Source organism: Caballeronia glebae (assembly GCF_001545035.1).
Lineage (GTDB): Bacteria > Pseudomonadota > Gammaproteobacteria > Burkholderiales > Burkholderiaceae > Caballeronia > Caballeronia glebae.
In genome coordinates, this window is the sequence record NZ_FCOJ02000053.1 from 34,918 (window position 1) to 52,895 (window position 17,978).

Annotated in this window: 17 protein-coding genes; 10 read left to right on the forward strand and 7 right to left on the reverse strand. The window is 64.2% G+C overall.

The features are described 5' to 3' along the window. Positions 1-88: 88 nt before the first annotated feature. The 8 genes from AWB82_RS28070 (at position 89) to acnB (ending at position 11,038) form a co-directional block, all read left to right on the forward strand. Positions 89-2,470 carry a type VI secretion system Vgr family protein gene (locus tag AWB82_RS28070; protein WP_086972594.1) on the forward strand — a complete coding sequence of 794 codons (2,382 nt, stop codon included), beginning with the start codon at positions 89-91 and terminating at the stop codon, positions 2,468-2,470. Between the two features lie 126 nt (positions 2,471-2,596). Next, the gene (locus AWB82_RS28075) at positions 2,597-3,091 is read left to right on the forward strand and encodes a DUF6484 domain-containing protein (RefSeq protein WP_086972595.1); all 495 of its coding nucleotides are present in this window, start codon (positions 2,597-2,599) and stop codon (positions 3,089-3,091) included. A 9-nt stretch (positions 3,092-3,100) separates the two neighbouring features. After that, the gene (locus AWB82_RS28080; RefSeq protein WP_086972596.1) at positions 3,101-3,883 is read left to right on the forward strand and encodes a DUF4150 domain-containing protein; all 783 of its coding nucleotides are present in this window, start codon (positions 3,101-3,103) and stop codon (positions 3,881-3,883) included. Between the two features lie 22 nt (positions 3,884-3,905). Beyond that, positions 3,906-4,385, forward strand: a complete 480-nt coding sequence (locus tag AWB82_RS28085) for a hypothetical protein (protein ID WP_086972597.1) — start codon at positions 3,906-3,908, stop codon at positions 4,383-4,385. Between the two features lie 10 nt (positions 4,386-4,395). Further along, the gene (locus AWB82_RS28090) at positions 4,396-4,896 is read left to right on the forward strand and encodes a hypothetical protein (RefSeq protein WP_086972598.1); all 501 of its coding nucleotides are present in this window, start codon (positions 4,396-4,398) and stop codon (positions 4,894-4,896) included. A gap of 12 nt (positions 4,897-4,908) precedes the next feature. After that, the gene (locus tag AWB82_RS28095) at positions 4,909-5,916 is read left to right on the forward strand and encodes a DUF2169 family type VI secretion system accessory protein (RefSeq protein ID WP_086972599.1); all 1,008 of its coding nucleotides are present in this window, start codon (positions 4,909-4,911) and stop codon (positions 5,914-5,916) included. An 11-nt stretch (positions 5,917-5,927) separates the two neighbouring features. After that, positions 5,928-8,261, forward strand: a complete 2,334-nt coding sequence (locus tag AWB82_RS28100) for a TIGR02270 family protein (protein ID WP_086972600.1) — start codon at positions 5,928-5,930, stop codon at positions 8,259-8,261. Positions 8,262-8,440: 179 nt separating this feature from the next. Further along, on the forward strand, positions 8,441-11,038 hold the full coding sequence (gene acnB, locus AWB82_RS28105) for a bifunctional aconitate hydratase 2/2-methylisocitrate dehydratase (protein ID WP_086972601.1): 2,598 nt from the start codon (positions 8,441-8,443) through the stop codon (positions 11,036-11,038). A 108-nt stretch (positions 11,039-11,146) separates the two neighbouring features. On the opposite strand, the gene AWB82_RS28110 is transcribed toward acnB, so the two are convergent. Further along, on the reverse strand, positions 11,147-11,914 hold the full coding sequence (locus AWB82_RS28110; protein WP_086972602.1) for a DUF3047 domain-containing protein: 768 nt from the start codon (positions 11,912-11,914) through the stop codon (positions 11,147-11,149). A gap of 110 nt (positions 11,915-12,024) precedes the next feature. On the opposite strand from AWB82_RS28110, the gene bluB reads away from it, so the two are divergent. Both bluB and AWB82_RS28120 read left to right on the forward strand, forming a co-directional pair. After that, a complete protein-coding gene (bluB, locus tag AWB82_RS28115; RefSeq protein ID WP_086972603.1) occupies positions 12,025-12,678 on the forward strand; it encodes a 5,6-dimethylbenzimidazole synthase in 654 nt (217 codons plus the stop codon). A 65-nt stretch (positions 12,679-12,743) separates the two neighbouring features. Continuing rightward, positions 12,744-13,127 (forward strand): nuclear transport factor 2 family protein, encoded by a 384-nt coding sequence (locus tag AWB82_RS28120; protein WP_086972604.1) that lies wholly within the window; start codon positions 12,744-12,746, stop codon positions 13,125-13,127. Between the two features lie 14 nt (positions 13,128-13,141). On the opposite strand, the gene AWB82_RS28125 is transcribed toward AWB82_RS28120, so the two are convergent. From AWB82_RS28125 to AWB82_RS37755, 6 genes are all read right to left on the reverse strand, one after another. Further along, positions 13,142-13,627, reverse strand: coding sequence for a diacylglycerol kinase (locus AWB82_RS28125; protein WP_086972605.1), 486 nt, complete (start codon positions 13,625-13,627; stop codon positions 13,142-13,144). 247 nt (positions 13,628-13,874) lie between these two features. Then, complete coding sequence (locus AWB82_RS28135) at positions 13,875-14,324, reverse strand: PGDYG domain-containing protein (RefSeq protein WP_086972607.1); 450 nt, start codon at positions 14,322-14,324, stop codon at positions 13,875-13,877. Continuing rightward, positions 14,321-16,273: a hypothetical protein gene (locus AWB82_RS28140; protein WP_086972608.1), complete on the reverse strand. Its 1,953-nt coding sequence runs from the start codon at positions 16,271-16,273 to the stop codon at positions 14,321-14,323. The genes AWB82_RS28135 and AWB82_RS28140 overlap by 4 nt, the downstream gene beginning before the upstream one ends. Positions 16,274-16,360: 87 nt before the next feature. Beyond that, a complete protein-coding gene (locus tag AWB82_RS28145; RefSeq protein ID WP_159462633.1) occupies positions 16,361-17,071 on the reverse strand; it encodes a S1 family peptidase in 711 nt (236 codons plus the stop codon). Between the two features lie 10 nt (positions 17,072-17,081). Then, positions 17,082-17,546, reverse strand: coding sequence for an RT0821/Lpp0805 family surface protein (locus AWB82_RS28150; RefSeq protein ID WP_159462634.1), 465 nt, complete (start codon positions 17,544-17,546; stop codon positions 17,082-17,084). Between the two features lie 76 nt (positions 17,547-17,622). Beyond that, a partial coding sequence (locus tag AWB82_RS37755) for a hypothetical protein (protein ID WP_159462635.1) occupies positions 17,623-17,978 on the reverse strand: 356 nt, incomplete at its 5' end.

A 17,978-nucleotide genomic window follows, 5' to 3' on the forward strand; every position in this document is an offset into this window, starting at 1 on the left:
GTCGAAGTTATCGACGGTAAGTCGAAGCACGAGGGCGCGCGGCCCTCTGCCGTGAAGTCCGGCTGCTGACCGACACGCCGGTGCGTCGATGGCCAGCAACGATGCCGTAGCGCAAAAGCCGCTCGCGAGCGTCGATACGCCGCTCGGCGACGACCTGCGCTTTCTGGGCCTGCGCGCGAGCGCGGAACTCGGGCGCATGCCGCGCATCGAGTTGACGCTCGTCTCGAAGCGCGCGGATCTCGACTTCAGCCGCATTCTGGGCAAGCGCGTGAGTGTGTCGCTCGACGTGCCCAAGGCGAAGCCGCGCGTGTTCGGCGGTTATGTCGTGGGCTTCCGGCAAACCGGCATGCGCGGGCGTCTGCACGTCTACGAGGCGGCCGTGCGGCCGTGGCTGTGGCTGCTCGCGCGACGCAGCAATTGCCGCATCTTTCAGAACAAGACGGTCGAGGAAATCGTGAAGGCCGTATTCGCCGATCCCGTCTACAAGGGCCTCGAATTCGGCGAGATCAAATGGAAGGCGGGCACGCGCGCGCATCCGCCGCGCGAATACTGCGTGCAGTATCGCGAATCCGACTTCAACTTCGTGAGCCGGTTACTCGAAGACGAAGGCATCTACTACTGGTTTCAGGACAAGGACGGCAAGGAGTCGCTGATCCTGACCGATACCCTCGCCGCGCACGAGAGCGTCGCGGGCTGCGAATCGTTGCCCTATGGCGCGGTGCAGGCCGCCGCGCCCGATGCGGAATACATCAGCGAGTGGCGCACGCATCACGCGATCGAAACGCACAACTGGCTGCTGACCGATTACGACTTCAGGCATCCGTCGCGGCCTTTGCAGAAGCAGGCCGTGAAGCACATGCAGGGCTTCGATGCGTTTTCCGGGCTCGAACACTTCGATTATCCGGGCGGCTATGTCGAAGCGGATCACGGCGAGAGCCGCGCGAAGTCGCGCGCGGACGAATGGCGCATCGAAGGCAGCGTGCCCGACGATCCCGATATCAACTGGCATCGGATCGAGGCGCGCACCAACAGCCGGAGCGTGCGCGCGGGCGCGTTGCTCAAGCTGACGCGGCATCCGCGCGCGGATCAGAACGCGCAGTATCTCGTCACGCGCACGCGTTACGAGATCGAGCTCGCGGACTACGAAGCCTTCGACGGCGCGCAGGCGAATCGCTGCGAATGCTGGTTTTCCGCGATCGACGCGAAGCAGGCTTTCGCGCCGGCACGCACCGCGCGCAAGCCGTTCGTGCAGGGACCGCAGACCGCCGTCGTGGTCGGGCCGGGCGGCGATGAGATCTACACCGATCAATACGGCCGCGTGAAGGTGCAGTTCTTCTGGGATCGTCAAGGCAAGCGCGACGAGAACAGTTCGTGCTGGATTCGCGTGTCGCAGCCTTGGGCGGGAAAGGGTTGGGGGGCGATCGCGATTCCGCGCATGGGCCAGGAAGTGATCGTCGATTTTCTCGAAGGCGATCCGGACCGGCCGATTATCACCGGCCGCGTCTACAACGCCGAGCAGATGCCGCCCTACGACCTGCCCGCGAACATGACGCAGTCGGGCATCAAGAGCCGGTCGAGCAAGGGCGGCAGTGGCGCGAACTGCAACGAATTGCGCTTCGAGGACAAGAAGGGCGCGGAGCAGGTGCTCATTCACGCCGAGAAGAATCAGGATATCGAAGTCGAGAACGACGAGACGCACTGGGTCGGACATGACCGCAAGAAGAACATCGATCACGACGAGACCACGGTCGTCAAGCACGACCGCACCGAAACGGTGGGCAACGACGAAAAGATAGATATCCTGATGAATCGCACGGAGACCGTCGGCGTGAACGAGAGCATCACGATCGGCGCGAATCGCAGCAAGACCGTGAAGGCGAGCGAGACGGCGACGGTGTTTCTGCAACGCACGCATAGCGTGGGCATCAACGAGACGATCACCGTTGGCGCGGCGCAGGAGGTGACGGTCGGCGCGTTTCAGGCGGTGACTGTCGGTGCGTATCAGGCCGTGACGATCGGCGCGTATCACACGGAGACCGTGGGCGCGAGTCAGACGATCAGCGTCGGCTCCGGTCAGACCGTGACGGTGGGTTCCGCGCAGACCGTAAGCGTCGGCGGCAAACAGTCGACGAGCGTCGGCGGCGATCAGTCGCTCAGCGTCGGCGGCGCTCAGACGGTGTCGGTCGCGAACGACGCGAGCGAGTCGATCAACGGCGCTCAGTCGAGCACGGTGGCGAAAGGGCGCACGAGCTCCGTGGGCGAGGATGACGCGCTCAAGGTGGGAAAGAACTTCACGATCAACGCGGACGAGTCGATCAGCCTCGTCACGGGCGACGCCAGCATCACCATGAAGAAGGACGGCACGATCGAGATCAAAGGCAAGGACATCACCGTTCAGGGCAGCGGCAAGATCAACCTGACGGCAGATGGCGACATCGTGATGACGGCGAGCAACATCCATCAGAACTAGCGGGCGGCGCAGCGAATCGGATTCCTTTGAAAATCGCCGCCGCTCGTTCGTTTGTCCTTTAAGCGCGGGAGAGGCGGCGGCGCGCACGCCGCACTCGCGTTCAGATCAACAGGACAGGGAGCGCTCATGTCAGCCACGCAGCCCGCGATCGACTCGCCTTGCACGGATGCTTCGCCCGTCACGGCGTCGGCAAACGCCACGGTGATCATGGGTTGTCTGATCGGCTTTCGCGAAGGGCATCCGCTCGTGAGCTGGAAGCATGGCGCGCTCGGCGCGGATGCCGTGGAAGCATCGACCATCGTCGATCTCCACGACGCGCATGTCGGCCGGCAAGTCGCGTTGTCGTTCGAACTCGGGCTCGCGGGCCGTCCGGTCATTTTGGGCTGCGTGCGCGACGAAGCATTCGACGATGCCCAAGCGCGCGCGGCGAGACGCGGTTTCGAGGCGATCTGCGACGGCGAGCGTCTGATCATTTCGGCGCGCAGCCGGATCACGCTGCGATGCGGCGCGGCGAGCATCACGCTCACGGCCGCGGGCAAGGTGCTGCTTCAGGGCGAGTATGTTTCGTCTAGCTCGACGGGAGTCAATCGACTGACGGGCGGCTCGGTCGAAATCAACTGACGCACGACGATGGCCGTCACCGTCTACGCCGAAGGCATGGGCCTGTTTCATCGCGGCAGCGGCGGCAAGGGCGTCGCGCCCGGCGATGTCTGCCTCACGCCGCCGCCGCCGCCGGGCGGTCCGCTGCCGGTTCCGTACGTCAATCTCGCGTCGGCGTCGGACCTGCAGAAGGGCAGCGAAACCGTCAAGGCGGACGGCGAGCCAACGGCGCTGGAAGATCACTCGGAAGTATCGACGAGCACGGGCAACGAAGCCGGCACGCAGGGCGGCAATGTCGTGACGCACAAGACGTCCGGCAAGGCCTATTTCGAATTGTGGTCGATGACGGTCAAGTTCGAGGGCAAGGGCGTGTGCCGTCATGGCGACATGATGGGCCAGAACGCCGGATCGAAACCCGTCGGCGCGCTGGATAAAGCCGCGCTCGTGAAGTTCAAGAAGAAATTCAGGAAGCGCTCGAAATGCGCGCGCCGCTATCGGCGCAAAGGTTATGGGCCGACGGACAAGCAGACCGCGCATGTCAAGAGCAAGCGATGCTGGGTCAGGATCGGCAGAAAGCGCTGCAATAACTTTGGCGTCACGGCGGATCATCAGCCGCCGCTCATCATCGCGTGGTATCAGGGCGGCTGCAACGATCCGCAGAAGTTCAAGAAATGGGCGCGATCCAACGGCGCGGTGAGGCCGCAATGTCACATGCATTCAAGGCGAAAGAATCCGCAGAAAGGATTCGGCCGCAGGTTCAAAGCGGGGAGCATCACGGCGGTCATGAAAAAGATCGTCCTCTTCGTCAAGTGATCCGTGTTCGCGGGATGAGCCGATGAACAAGTTAGATATCCTATTCAATCGATACACCGCCGAATTGCGCGGTGCGCTCGCCGCCGCGCGCGCGTGGTGGGAGGCGCTGGAGGCGCGCGAGCGTGAAAACGCGGCTACGCAGGAAAGCGACTTCGATCTCGAACATCGATGGCCCTTCGGCTATTACACGCACCCGTATGTGCTCGGCGTCTGTCACAAGTATCACTTGCTGCTCGAAGCGATGAACGAGGCGAGCGAAGCGTCGGCCGCCGAAGCGCAAGTGGAAGCGCCCGCCGCGCAAGACACGGACTGGGGCGAGGACGACGTCGAACCCGACACGACCGGCGACGACGAGGAAACCGCATTCACCGACATGGATGTGGTCGAACCGTCCGTGCTGCTCATCGACGCCCTGCATGGCGATCAGGAAGATCTCGCGGACGCGGTGACCTGGATCGTCTACTGGCCCGTCGGTGTCGACGAGCACGACCGGCTCATCTGAGGAGCGCGTCATGGCACTTCGCATTCTTTCGCAGGAACGCTTCGAACAGACCACGCGGCGCTTGCTCGAAGCGCCCGACGATCTGATCGCGGTTGGCCGCGCGCGTCTGGCGGGATCGTCGGCGAGGCAATCGGGCGTCGCGCTGCATCGCGATCTTTTCGAACGCTATCTGACGGCGCTCAAGCCGGTCGTGTCGATCACTTGGCAGGAATGGTCCGAGGCGATGAAAGAGGAAACGCACCGGCTCGGCAGCAAGGACAAGGCGCGCGAAGCGCTGCTCTTCGAAGATGCCGCCGGGCCCGCCGCCGACATGCGTTTCATCGGCGTGATCCGCCAGTTCTGGCTCGCGTGCGACGCGATCAACCGGACGCTCGACAAGGCGGACTGGCTCGATCCGCCCGTGCTTTTGCTGGCGTGGCTGATCGAGCGCCGGGAAACGCTGTGCGCGGAGGTCGTCGCGAGTCAGCCGTACTGGCCGATGGGACTTTCGAAAGACGGGCAGTGGATCTGAGCGCATTCGACCATGTCCTGCGCGGCCATCGTTCATAATCCGACGCCGTTCGTCGCCGATAAATTCGTGCTCGCCGATCTCGCCGGCAACGACGTCGTACTGACCGTCGTGAGTGCGACATTCGAGGCGTCTTCGGGAACGTCGCTGAAGGTCGCGGAGGTGCAGCAGCCCATCGCGCTAGCCGATGCATACTTCGGCGATCCGCGTCACTCAAGCGTGCAAGTCGAATCGCAACTCGGGCTGATGAAGCCTTGCGTCGATGTGATCGTCCGGGGCAACGTGCATGCGCCGCGTGGCGCGGCGGCATCGACGGTGCATTTCGGCATCGCCGTCGGCCGCATGCGCAAGCACCTGATCGCGTGCGGCGACCGCACGTGGACCATCGGCGCGGGAGGAAGGACGCCGTCCGCGCCGCAGCCGTTCATAGCCATGCCGGTCGTCTTCGAACGCGCCTTCGGCGGCGCGGATCAAAGTTCGTGCTGTCCGGAGAATCCGGTCGGCGTGGGTTATCGCACGTGCCGTTCCGCCGATCCGGCCATCCGCACGGAACTGCCGAACATCGAATATGCCGACAGCCGCATGACGCGCCCTTCGGACACCGTGCGCGTGGCGGGAACAGGCTCAATCGCGCGCGGCTGGCAGCCGCGTCTCGCCTACGCCGGAACGTTCGATGCCGCGTGGCTCGATCGCAAATGGCCGCTGCTGCCGGACGACTTCGATGCACGTCACTATCAGGCCGCGCCTCACGATCAGCAGTTTCCCGACTTGCCCGGCGGCGAAAGAATCGCGCTCGTCAACATGACCGAGGACGGCGCGTGGCATTTCGATCTGCCGGACGTGCGCCTCTCCACGCGATACCGCTTCGATGCCGGTCACGACGCACAACCGCTGCGCCTCGATACCGTCCTCATCGAACCGGAGCACAGGCGGGTCGTCATGATCTGGAAGAACCTTCAGAAGATGAGCCGCAAACGCGGCCTGCTTCACGACATCATCGTGTTCCGGACTCGCACGGCTTGAGGCGCGAACCCATGAACGAATCGCAAGCGCTCGCCATCATCGGTATCGCGGCCGTGACGCCCGTCGGACTGAGCGCCGCGCAGACCTGTGCTTCGATCCGCGCGGGTCTTTCCGGCATGGCGAAGGTCGTGCCGCGTCAGGCGCCGCTGACCGCGCTGCATGGCGCTCGCGTGCCCGCGCGGGCGAGTCTGCGAGGCTCGGAGTTCGAATGGCTCGTCAATCTCGCGGATCGCGCGATCCGCGAAAGTCTTTCCGGGTTGCACGCGAGGCCGCGCACGACCGCGCTGCTTCTGTGCGTGCCCGAGCCGCATCGGGAGCATCCCGCGTTTCAGGCGTCCAGTCCGTCAGACCTGCTCTTGAGCGTGCAGTCGCGGCTCGGACATCGCTTCGGGATGACGCGGTTATTTCATCAGGGACACGCCGCCGCGTTCGACGCATTGAGCGCCGCCGCCGCGATGCTCGCCGAGGGCATGGAGACGTGTCTGGTATGCGGCGTCGACTCGCTGCTCAATGACGGCGACATCGAACGCCTGGACCGTCAGGGCCGCTTGCACGACGACGACAATCCGCAGGGCCTGGTTCCCGGCGAAGGCAGCGCCTGCATCGCGCTGGCCCGCGCGGCGGACGCCCGGCCCGCCGTCGCGCATCTCATCGGCTGGGGATGCGTCGAAGAAGCGAACACCGTTCTGGGCGACGACGAATCGTCCGGCGACGGTCTGCGTGCGTCGCTGCAACGCGCGGTCGCGGCCGCGGGCGTGCCCGAATCGTGCGTCGTCGCGCGCGTGTCCGACATGAATGGCGAACGGTATCGCGCGTGGGAGTCGTGTCTCGCGGCGACGCGCTTCTATCGCACGCGACGCGAACGGCTGCCCGTTCTGTTGCCCGCCGCATACGTGGGCGATGCGGGCTGCGCGGCCGGGCCGCTCTCTCTCGTGGTCGCCGCGAACGCCATGGCGAAGGGATACGCGGAAGGTCCCGTCTACTGTTGCGAAGGATCGTCCGAGGCGGGCTTGCGGGGCGCGGCCTTGATCCGCAACGCGCCATCGGCGCGGGTTCCGCCGTTTCGCTCGCGATCCGTGCCGGAGACGGTCGCGCCGTCGAGTCGCGTCATCCGGACGATTGTCGAACGGCACGTCGATGACGTCGGCTCGTTGCGACGCACGCGCGCGTGGAACGTCGGCGGATATCGGATCGGGCTCGATGGATTGTCGCGCATCGACGAGCGCATCGACGCGCATCTGGACGCGCTCGCGATCGCCGGGCCGGCGGGATGGAACGCCGCGCAACAGCGATTCGGCGCGTGGGATCGCGAAGGCGAGTTCGCCGCTTATGTTCTCGCCATCGAATCGGGCGACGACGAACGGTTGCGCCGATGTTTCGCCTTCGCTGAAGCAACGCCCGACGGCATCGCGGCTCTGGCCCGCGCGTTCGGCTGGGTGTCGCCGCTGCATCTCAAGGGTCTGGTTCGCGATCTTCTCGCGCATGACTCCGCGCCGCGCCGCGAGTTGGCGCTTTCGATCTGCGCGCGACATCAGGTCGATCCCGGGCGGGCGTTGACCGATTCGCTTCAGCGCGAGGGCAATAGCGTCGCATTTCGCGTCGCCGGCGAGCTGGGCCGGGTGGACGTGCTGAGCCGTTGCCTGAGCGAACTGGCTACGTCCGGAGAACGCGAACGCGCGTGGCCTGCATGGTGTGCCGTGATGCTCGGCGATCGCGGCAAGGCGCTCGACGCGCTCGTCGGCATGGCCGCTTCGCCGGGACTTTTGCAGGAAGACATGTTCGAAGTCGCGCTGCGGGCCTCGTCGATGGAGGCCAATCGCGCGCAGCTTCGACGTATCGCCGGAAGCGGGCGCGAGGCGACATCCGTTCTGGTGCATGCGGCTGGCGTGTCCGGCGATATCCGCTACATCGAATGGCTGCTGGAACTGATGAAGACGCCTCGGTTCGCACAGGCAAGCGGCGAATCGTTGCGCCTTATCACGGGGGCCGATCTGTTCACGCAAGGTCTCGTGGCGGAGGGATCGCGTCCGCGCCAGGCGTCGCCGAATGACGATCCCGACGACCCGCGTGTAAGCAGCCTTGTCGATAACGATCTGCCGTGGCCCGATCCGGCCAAATGTGCGCTCTGGTGGACGAACAATCGCCACGCCTTTCACGAGGATGAGCGCTATTTCCTCGGCCGGCGTCTTTCGCGTGAATGGTGCGTAGAGGTATTGAAGAACGGTCTGCAAAAGCATCGGCTCGCAGCGGCTCAATATCTCACGCTGATGAATCCCGGCACCCCTTTGTTCGACACCCACGCGCCGGCGTGGCGGCAGTTGCGAAGGCTGTGCCGCGCCGGATGAACCTGCCGGACCTAGCACTGCCGCCCCCGCGCAATCGCGTGACTCTTATATAAGACATAAGACATAAGACGTTTGACGCATCGCAGCGTCGCAATTAGAATAGCGGGCAACGCAGTGCCCAGAACATACCCGGCTTGTTTGCAAAGCCTTCCCCTGTAACGCAAAGGCAACGGTCCCCTATGCTCGAAAACTTTCGTGCTCACGTAGCCGCGCGCGCCGCGCTCGGCATTCCTCCCCTGCCACTCACGGCTCAGCAGACCGCCGAACTGGTCGAACTGCTGACGAACCCGCCCGCAGGCGAAGAGCAGGCTCTGCTCGATCTGATCACCCATCGCGTGCCGGCCGGCGTGGACGAAGCCGCTCGCGTCAAGGCGGGCTTCCTCGCCGCCGTGGCCAAGGGCGAGACCGCCTGCGCGCTGATCTCGCGCGCCCACGCCACCGAGTTGCTCGGCACGATGCTGGGCGGCTACAACATCCATCCGCTGATCGAGTTGCTGTCCGACGCCGAAGTGGGCACCGTGGCCGCGAACGCGCTGAAGAAAACCCTGCTGATGTTCGACCAGTTCCATGACGTCAAGGAACTCGCCGACAAGGGCAACGCCAACGCACGCGCCGTGATCCAGAGCTGGGCCGACGCCGAATGGTTCACGAGCCGTCCGGAAGTGCCGCAAAGCCTGACCGTCACCGTCTTCAAGGTGACGGGCGAAACCAATACCGACGACCTCTCGCCCGCTCCCGACGCCACCACGCGCCCGGACATCCCGCTGCACGCGCTGGCGATGCTGAAGAACGCGCGTCCCGGCATCACGCCGGAAGAAGACGGCAAGCGCGGTCCGGTCAAGTTCATCGAATCGCTGAAGGAAAAGGGCCATCTGGTCGCCTACGTGGGCGACGTGGTCGGCACCGGCTCCTCGCGCAAGTCCGCCACCAACTCGGTGCTGTGGTTCACGGGCGAAGACATTCCCTTCATCCCGAACAAGCGCTTCGGCGGCGTGTGTCTGGGCGGCAAGATCGCCCCGATCTTCTACAACACGATGGAAGACGCCGGCGCGCTGCCGATCGAACTCGACGTGTCGCAGATGGAAATGGGCGACGTGGTCGAACTGCGCCCTTACGAAGGCCGTGCGCTGAAGAACGGCGAAGTGATCGCCGAGTTCCAGGTCAAGTCCGACGTGCTGTTCGACGAAGTGCGCGCCGGCGGCCGCATTCCGCTGATCATCGGCCGCGGGCTGACCAGCAAGGCGCGTGAAGCGTTGGGCCTGGCTCCGTCGACGCTGTTCCGCCTGCCGACGCAACCGGCCGACAGCGGCAAGGGTTTCTCGCTCGCGCAGAAAATGGTCGGCCGTGCATGCGGTCTGCCGGAAGTGAATGGCAAACAGCAGGGCGTGCGCCCCGGCACGTACTGCGAACCGAAGATGACTTCGGTCGGCTCGCAAGACACCACCGGCCCGATGACCCGCGACGAACTGAAAGACCTGGCGTGCCTCGGCTTCTCGGCCGATCTCGTCATGCAGTCGTTCTGCCACACGGCGGCTTATCCGAAGCCCGTGGACGTAAAGACGCACCAAACGTTGCCGAACTTCATCAGCAACCGTGGCGGCATCGCGCTGCGCCCGGGCGACGGCGTGATCCACTCGTGGCTGAACCGCATGCTGCTGCCCGACACCGTCGGCACCGGCGGCGACTCGCACACGCGCTTCCCGATCGGCATCAGTTTCCCGGCAGGTTCGGGTCTGGTCGCGTTCGCGGCCGCCACCGGCACGATGCCGCTTGACATGCCGGAATCGGTGCTCGTGCGCTTCAAGGGCAAGATGCAGCCGGGCGTCACGCTGCGCGATCTCGTCAACGCTATCCCGCTGTACGCCATCAAGGCAGGCACGCTGACGGTCGCCAAGCAAGGCAAGAAGAACATCTTCTCCGGCCGCATTCTCGAAATCGAAGGCCTGCCCGATCTGAAGGTCGAGCAAGCGTTCGAATTGTCGGATGCGTCCGCCGAGCGTTCGGCCGCCGGTTGCACGGTCCACCTGAACAAGGAACCGATCATCGAATACCTCAACAGCAACGTCACGCTGCTGAAGTGGATGATCGCTCAGGGCTATCAAGACCCGCGCAGCCTGCAGCGCCGCATCAAGGCGATGGAAGCCTGGCTCGCCGACCCGCAACTGCTGCAACCGGACGCCGACGCCGAGTACGCGGCCGTCATCGAAATCGATCTGGCCGACATTCACGAGCCGATCGTGGCCTGCCCGAACGATCCGGACGACGTGAAGACGCTGTCGGACGTGGCCGGCGCGAAGATCGACGAAGTGTTCATCGGCTCGTGCATGACCAACATCGGTCACTTCCGCGCCGCGTCGAAACTGCTGGAAGGCAAGCGCGACATCCCCGTCAAGCTGTGGGTCGCGCCGCCGACCAAGATGGACCAGAAGCAACTGACCGAGGAAGGCCACTACGGCGTCTTCGGCACGGCCGGCGCACGTACCGAAATGCCGGGCTGCTCGTTATGCATGGGCAATCAGGCGCAGGTGCGCGAAGGCGCGACGGTCATGTCGACGTCGACCCGCAACTTCCCGAACCGTCTGGGCAAGAACACGAACGTGTACCTCGGCTCGGCGGAACTGGCGGCGATCTGCTCGCGTCTGGGCAAGATCCCGACCAAGGAAGAGTACATGGCCGACATGGGCGTGCTCAGCGCCGACGGCGACAAGATCTATCAGTACATGAACTTCGATCAGATCGAAGACTTCAAGGAAGTGGCCGACACCGTGCAGATGTAAGCGTGCTGTCGGGCTACGGCGGGCTGTTTCGTCGTAGCGTCACGCAATGGCGCCCCAGGCTGAATGTCTGCGGCGCCATTTTTTTAGTGACGACGGAGTAGCGCGGGTTCAATGCGCGAGGAAGCGGATATCTCCGTACCAGGCGCGAGTCGTGGTCGCGGTATTGTCGGTATCGGTCAGCAGGCCATAGCCGGTAATCCGCCCCGGCGCTTCGTGAAAGACCTTCTCATAGTCCTGCACGATGTTGCGGCGCAGACTTTGCCACTGACCGGCATCGCCCGGCTGACCCGAGACGACGATCATCTGTACACGTTCCGTGTGCGGGTTGGGGATGACGCTGCCCGGCGCGGCCGAGGTGGACCAGATGTACATCAGCGTCGCATAGGGCAGGTCCTGGCCACCCACGCTCTTCGCGACTGCCATGCTGGTCCGGTCGAGGAGCGACAGCTTGCTTTTGTCGCCGTCGAAGACGAACACGAGTCGTGCGGGCGCATCTTCCTTCGAGCTGGCGCGATTGTCGGCGCCTTCGATCGGGCCTTCCGCTTTCCAGCGCCAGGTCACGACTGGCGTTTGATTCAGATCGATATCGCCGTCGTGCATCAGTGCGGAAGCGGAGCGGTTCGCGTCGGCCTGGAGCACGGTGGTGTGGCCGTCCTGAACCAGCGTGTAGCGCGTGATCGCCTTGCCCTTCACGACCGGCAGATTCTTCCATCCCGCCGGCAGCGACGCACCGGCTTCCAAGGTCGAAAAGCCGACACCCGGATTGTCGTTCTGGGCAAGAACGGAGAGCGGCGACAACGAGAGCACGGCGGACAAGGCAGCCTGAAGAAGTCCGGCCGTTCGTTTCCGCGCTTTCGGGGTGAAGGGACGATGCATGGCTAGCCTCATTCAGCCGTTCGCTGACGTCGATTGTAGCTGTGAAGATGCGCAAATCGACGCTGCGCCGATATCATCGTCAGTCTGAAAGTCGAGCCTCTGGCGAATACATGGAAAAAGCTTTTAACGAGGCGGATCGAGAAGCCGTCTATCGCGCCATTCACGAGCGTCGCGACATGCGCCACTTCCTGGGCGATCCGGTTTCGCCGCATGTCATGCAGCGCCTCATCGACGCCGCGCTTCACGCGCCGAGCGTCGGCTTCATGCAGCCGTGGCGCATCGTGCGCATTACGTGTGCGCATCTTCGCGCGCGCTTGCGGGATGCGGTCGAGCGCGAGCGTTTGCTGACCGCCGATGCCCTCGGCGAGCGACGCGATTCGTTCATGCGGCTCAAGGTGGAGGGTTTGCGTGAGTGCGCCGAGGCGCTGGTGATGGCGTTGATGGACGGCCGCGAGCACCATGTCTTTGGACGCCGCACGCTTCCCGAGATGGACCTCGCTTCGGTGGCCTGCGCGATACAGAACATGTGGCTCGCGGCGCGTGCCGAGGGACTGGGCATGGGTTGGGTCTCGCTGTTCGATCCCGTGGAGGTTGCCGCGCTTCTCGACATGCCCTCCGGCGCACGCCCGGTCGCGATTCTTTGCATAGGGCACGTGGAACGCTATTACGATGCCCCGATGCTCGAAACCGAGCGTTGGGCTGCGCGCCGTTCCAGTGAGGAATGTGTCTTCGAGAATACGTGGCCGTCGCGAAAGGGCGGGTAGGATCGACTCGCACGCCGCCGATGTCGCGGGCGGTCGGATACTGAGTGCTTTTCGGAGGGCGCGCCATGAATGAACAGCAGATACGTGAATCACTGGACGCTCACTGGCGCGCATCGGCGAGCGGAGACCTCGATGCCGAGCACGACATCTACGATGACGATGTTATCTGCGACTATCCCCAATCGAACGAGCGAATCCGCGGACGATTCAACTTGCAGACATTGCGCAGCCGCCATCCGGGCAAGCCATCCGGGTTCGAAGTCCGGCGAATGCAAGGAGAGGGCAATCTCTGGATCACGGAATACACGATCACGTATGAGGGACGCGCCGCTTATACGGTGAGCATCATGGAGTTTCGTGACGGAAAGGTCGTTCACGAGACTCAGTACTTTTCCGAAGCATTCGAAGCCCCCGCCTGGCGCAGTCAATGGGTCGAGCGGATGCCCTGAGGCATGCCGCAACCTCAGAAATGCGCGCGCAGCCAGTTCCACGCGAGCGGCCCGCAGATCACGGCCCAGGTCAGCGCGCCGATGACGATAGCCACCGTGACTGCCGCGCTGCCGCAATCTTTCGCGCGTCCGGAGAGCTCGTGGCGTTCGAGCGAGATGCGGTCGATCGCCGCTTCGATGCTCGAATTGATCAACTCGACGAGCAGCACGAGCAGCACCGAGGCCGCGAGCAGCACGTGCTCGGCGGCGCTCGCGGGCACGACGAACGCGAGCGGCAGCAGCACAACCGCGACGCAAACCTCCTGACGAAACGCGCTCTCCTCGCGCCACGTGGCGGCAATGCCATCGCGCGAATGACGCAGCGCGAACAGACCGCGTAGCGGTCCGCTGCGCTTGCCGTTTGCGGGCTTCGAATTCTGATCGGGCTTGGCGGGTTCCCCGGGCCGCGCATCGGCGGACGAGGACGAAGATGAAGCGGAGGAGGAGTCGGATCGAACCATGTTGCGATGTAGCTTTATTTCGATGATAGATGGCAGGCGCAATAAAAGATTGTCGCAAATTACGCTACCCGTTGCGTCCGTCGCTGCGGGGCAATGCCGTTGATGCAACTAACGGTCTATCCGCGAGGCCGCTAAATTACAACGCGACGCTCGTGGCATTCCGGGCGAAGGAGTTGGAGCGGCAGGTGAGCTTCGGTCATCTGTCGAGCGATCCGAAAGAGCAGTTCGACGTGATCGCGCGAAACCGCTACTTCGCCGCCGCGTCGGGTTCCCCCGGCTCGTCCGCTCGCTTATAGACACGCGCGAAGACTTCCGGGTCCACGACGCCGTACTCACCCTCGTCATACTGGATCAGCCAGTCGCCCGGCTGACCTTCGAGCACATCGCGCTGAGCGCCGACACGCACGCTTACCGGCGACTTCAGGCGAAGGGCATAAGCCACGACCGGCCGCTTGCGGTAGATGCCTTCGGTCACGCGCTCATAGGTCTCGTCGAAACGGTCCCGGGCGACCGGCCACTGTTCGTTCAAGGTGCCGGTAACGATCGCATCGCCCGCGCGAAAGCGCACCGGCCCTTCGAGCGTCTCGCAGGTTCCGTCGCTGTCCGCGAATCGCACGGCCACAGGCACGGGGCGCTTCATCACCCGGCATGCGTCCGGATTGCGAGCGAGGTCCGGCATCGAAAGCTCGTCGCTCATGGAAGCTCCGTCCTTTGATATTTGATCAGATCCCGCCACTGTACGTTTTCATCGGCGAGCAGCTTGGCGATGTCCTTGGCGTCGTCGCGCAGATCGGTGATCGGCTGCCAACCGGTCGCTTCCGGTTTCGTCATGGCGAAACGGACCACACTGAGCAGCGTTTCGAGTTGCGCATGCACCTTGTTCGATTGCTCCGCGATGCGCCCGAACTCCAGCTTGGTCATCACGCCGTGCAATGCCGCGCCCAGCGCGGGAAACGATGCGCTGAACAGGGGCAACCAGAGTACGCCTTCCGCCAGCAGGAGCTGCAAACGATTGTCGGAGGCGGAGATCGAATCGGCCCAGTGTTCGGCAAAGATATGAAGGGCCGTGGAAACGCCGGCGAGAAAGAACAGGACAATGGAAAGATTGTCCATGCGCTTATGCATTGCATGGGCATGCTTATGCTTCTTTTCGTGAAAACCAAACTGTTCTTCGACAGCTTCTTTGAGCTTGCTGCCCAGCTCCGGCACGGTTTGCGACGCAAGCCGGTAGTCGCCGTATAGCGGCGGGAGTCCACCTGCGCTCAGCGACCGTTGCAAGAGCCACAGTTCCGCGCTGCGCAACCGGTATCGACCTTGCTGGTACGCGAAGAGCGGTTCCGTGAACGGCGCGGGAACGGCGAGGAACGATTCGAGCAGCCGCAGATACCGGATCTGCTCGGCCACGAAACGATGCCCAAGCCAGAGGCGGTGCCAATGCTGCATGCCCGCGCGCACGACCGAGTAGACGATAAGGATGATGAGCGCGAGCTCGACCCACGGCCAGCGCGCCGGCCAGTGCCCGGCGGACTTGTTAAGCCAGAAGTGCCAGCTCAGGTCGAACTGGATCAGTCCGGCGGCCGATGCGAACACCGCCGCGGATGACAGCATATACAGCAGCCAGGTACCGCTGCCATGTTTGCGGCCCGCGATGTTCGCCCGGGCGTCGCTCCATTCGAACCGCGCTTTAAGCAGTCCCGGAACCGGAGCTTCGTGTGTCTCGTACCGCGACTTGCATATACGCTTGCCCGCCAGGAGCTTCGATACGCTATTCAGGAAGTCGCAGGGTCGCGCGCGAAATACCGCTGTCATGAACTGCTCGAACCAGCCCACACGACGTTCGATCCACGGCGAAGCGCGCTTTTCCGCGGCGTACGAGCCCAGGATGTCACTTTGCAGGCTGGCCGAGACGAAGCGATCGCCGAGGGGATTCAGCCGCCGCCGCAGCGAATCGATCAGCACGCCGGTCTCGATGTTGTGCGTCTCGAACAGGCCTTCGAGCAGGCCGTGCTCCAGTGTCGGCCGCTTCAACCGATGCAGCCATAGCTCGGTGACGCGATGATCGGCTATCTTGTGGACGGCTCCATCCAGATCGATCCACAACACGGGCAAGCCCATCGCCACGGCGCGCTGAATCAGCCACACCACGCCGCCCGGTGCGCCGAGAGGCGTGTTGCCGTCCCAGACCGCGACCAGAATATCGGCGTAGCTGAGCGCGAATTCGTCGCGCGTGGCGAACGGCGCGTTGTCTTTTTCCAGCACCGATTGCGGGCATCCGAATGCGACCGAATGCTTCGGCTCGCGCGCGCACGTCGCCTGCACCTCGCCCGGCACGATCAGATCGAAAGGCAAGCGATGTTTGCCAGCCCTCCGGATCGCGTACCGGTCGACGTGATCGGCCTGTCCCGTCACGACGCGTATCGTCACCGGATCGTCAGAGTACAGCGCGCGTGGAAAAATCTCGTCGGCCTGCGCCGCCTCCTCAGGAATCCGCGCGAATTTCTCCAGCACCTTGTCCAGCGTGCGGAACGCGAGACGCAGTTCGAAGCCGCAGAAGGGCACGGACCTGCGCTTATTCCGATGGCCGGAAACTAGCACCGAAATCGAACGCGGCACGCGCGGAAAACTTAACTGCGTATCGGTGGTCATGGATGTCGTGGACCGAACGCGCCGAGGCGCTTCAACGAGCGAACGCTTTCTTAGGTATCGCATGGACCGGGCGGGTCCGCTGCCACGCTAGTCGGCGCACTGAACGAATGCCGATATGTCCCGCAACGTCTGTCGCGGGCCTTCGCTGGGCGAGCGGTCCGCCGAACTTCGCGACGTCGCGGCTCGCGCGCCGAGAAAACGCGCCAGCTCGCTCGCGCGGACCGCGACGCTCAGATCGGGCCTGTTCACGTAGCGGCCCACGACCATGCCGAGCAGAAGCCCGCGTTCATCGAGGACCGGGCCGCCGCTGTTGCCTTCGTAAAGCATCGCCTGCATGACCAGAAGCGAACGCGCCGTCGCGTCGGTCGTTCCGTTCACGCGGCCGCGTGTGACGACCGGCTGCAACGGCGTCGACGTCGTGAGACCGTAGCCGATGGTGAACACCGGGTCGTGTCGCGCAATCGGTCCAAGCCTCAGAACGGCAATCCTGCTCACGCGCCGATGCGTCGCGAGCAGCGCGACATCCAGGCGCGCGTCGATCGCCTCCAGCGACGCGGTAAGCCGCGAATTTTCGTCAGGCCAAACTTCGACGCGCTGGCAGCCGCGCACGGTATGGCCGCTCGTGAGCAGTTCGCCCGCCTGCGTGACGAAGAACCCCGTGCCGCTTCGAAGCAGACGCGCCGAACGCTCGACATCGGTTCCGTCGCGCGCGCCCGCAGCGGTCTCTCCCGCGAGCATGCCCGCCGCGACGATCGTGCAGAGGAGCGACGAGCGCCGCACATGCCCACCCGGACGCATTGCAAGCGGATCATTTATCCGCCAACTGCCACTCGCCTTTGGAATTGCGGCATGCATGCGCGGTCTGCTCATAGGTCTGTCCTTCCTTGACATAGGACTCGGTGAAATCCCTGCATGTCTGCGCATTCGCCGATGTCGTGTAGCCGTTCAGCGGTTTGATGGTGCCCGAGTTGCCGGTCTTGGCGTTGTGCCAACGTTTCGGCTGGCTGTTCTTCGAGCTTTGCAACGCCTCCTGGAGCGCCCGGTCGCGCGCCTCTCGATCCCGCTCATCCATTTGATGGCCGATGACACCGCCGAGCAGACCGCCAGCCAGTCCGCCTGCGACGATCGCGCCAGCGCTTCCATGACCGAAAAGGCCTCCGAGCGCGGCGCCCGCGCCGGCGCCGAGCAGCGCGCCCGACGTCGTCTTGTTCATGCCGCTCGAACCCGATCCCGATCCGTTGTCGGCGCATCCGGTCGCGATCAGCGTCGCCACGCTCGCGCAAGCCGCTGCGCACAGATACCTGTTCATCGCATGTCTCCTGCTTACAACCCGTGATGGCCGATGGCGGCTATTTGCTCCAGACGCCGACGCGCGCGCGCCGCGCCTCGTCTTCGGCGGCGGCGTATTGCGGCGGTGCGCCTTGCCGCGTGCGCGCCCAGCCGAGGCGAACCGCGTGCACGGCGATGTCGTGTCCGTTGGCGAAGCATTGATAGGCCTCGTCGTGCGCGAAGCACCGGACCATGTTTCCTTCGCTCTGCAAATAACGTTGCATCGCGCGGGCGGGGCGGCCGTCTTCTCCCCGGATCGCGTAGAGATTGACGATCTTTCCGGACACGATGAAGCCCGCCGAATCGAGGATCTGATCGACGCTGCCTTCGAGGTCCGGCGCCTTCGTTTGCGCTGTCGCGCTGTTGCTTGCGGCGG

Bases quoted from the DNA above. Each gene is read 5' to 3' on its own strand.
- AWB82_RS28070 (WP_086972594.1), top strand. From the start codon at position 89: ATGGCCAGCAACGATGCCGTAGCGCAAAAGCCGCTCGCGAGCGTCGAT.
- AWB82_RS28075 (WP_086972595.1), top strand. From the start codon at position 2,597: ATGTCAGCCACGCAGCCCGCGATCGACTCGCCTTGCACGGATGCTTCG.
- AWB82_RS28080 (WP_086972596.1), top strand. From the start codon at position 3,101: ATGGCCGTCACCGTCTACGCCGAAGGCATGGGCCTGTTTCATCGCGGC.
- AWB82_RS28085 (WP_086972597.1), top strand. From the start codon at position 3,906: ATGAACAAGTTAGATATCCTATTCAATCGATACACCGCCGAATTGCGC.
- AWB82_RS28090 (WP_086972598.1), top strand. From the start codon at position 4,396: ATGGCACTTCGCATTCTTTCGCAGGAACGCTTCGAACAGACCACGCGG.
- AWB82_RS28095 (WP_086972599.1), top strand. From the start codon at position 4,909: ATGTCCTGCGCGGCCATCGTTCATAATCCGACGCCGTTCGTCGCCGAT.
- AWB82_RS28100 (WP_086972600.1), top strand. From the start codon at position 5,928: ATGAACGAATCGCAAGCGCTCGCCATCATCGGTATCGCGGCCGTGACG.
- acnB (WP_086972601.1), top strand. From the start codon at position 8,441: ATGCTCGAAAACTTTCGTGCTCACGTAGCCGCGCGCGCCGCGCTCGGC.
- AWB82_RS28110 (WP_086972602.1), bottom strand. From the start codon at position 11,914: ATGCATCGTCCCTTCACCCCGAAAGCGCGGAAACGAACGGCCGGACTT.
- bluB (WP_086972603.1), top strand. From the start codon at position 12,025: ATGGAAAAAGCTTTTAACGAGGCGGATCGAGAAGCCGTCTATCGCGCC.
- AWB82_RS28120 (WP_086972604.1), top strand. From the start codon at position 12,744: ATGAATGAACAGCAGATACGTGAATCACTGGACGCTCACTGGCGCGCA.
- AWB82_RS28125 (WP_086972605.1), bottom strand. From the start codon at position 13,627: ATGGTTCGATCCGACTCCTCCTCCGCTTCATCTTCGTCCTCGTCCGCC.
- AWB82_RS28135 (WP_086972607.1), bottom strand. From the start codon at position 14,324: ATGAGCGACGAGCTTTCGATGCCGGACCTCGCTCGCAATCCGGACGCA.
- AWB82_RS28140 (WP_086972608.1), bottom strand. From the start codon at position 16,273: ATGACCACCGATACGCAGTTAAGTTTTCCGCGCGTGCCGCGTTCGATT.
- AWB82_RS28145 (WP_159462633.1), bottom strand. From the start codon at position 17,071: ATGCGTCCGGGTGGGCATGTGCGGCGCTCGTCGCTCCTCTGCACGATC.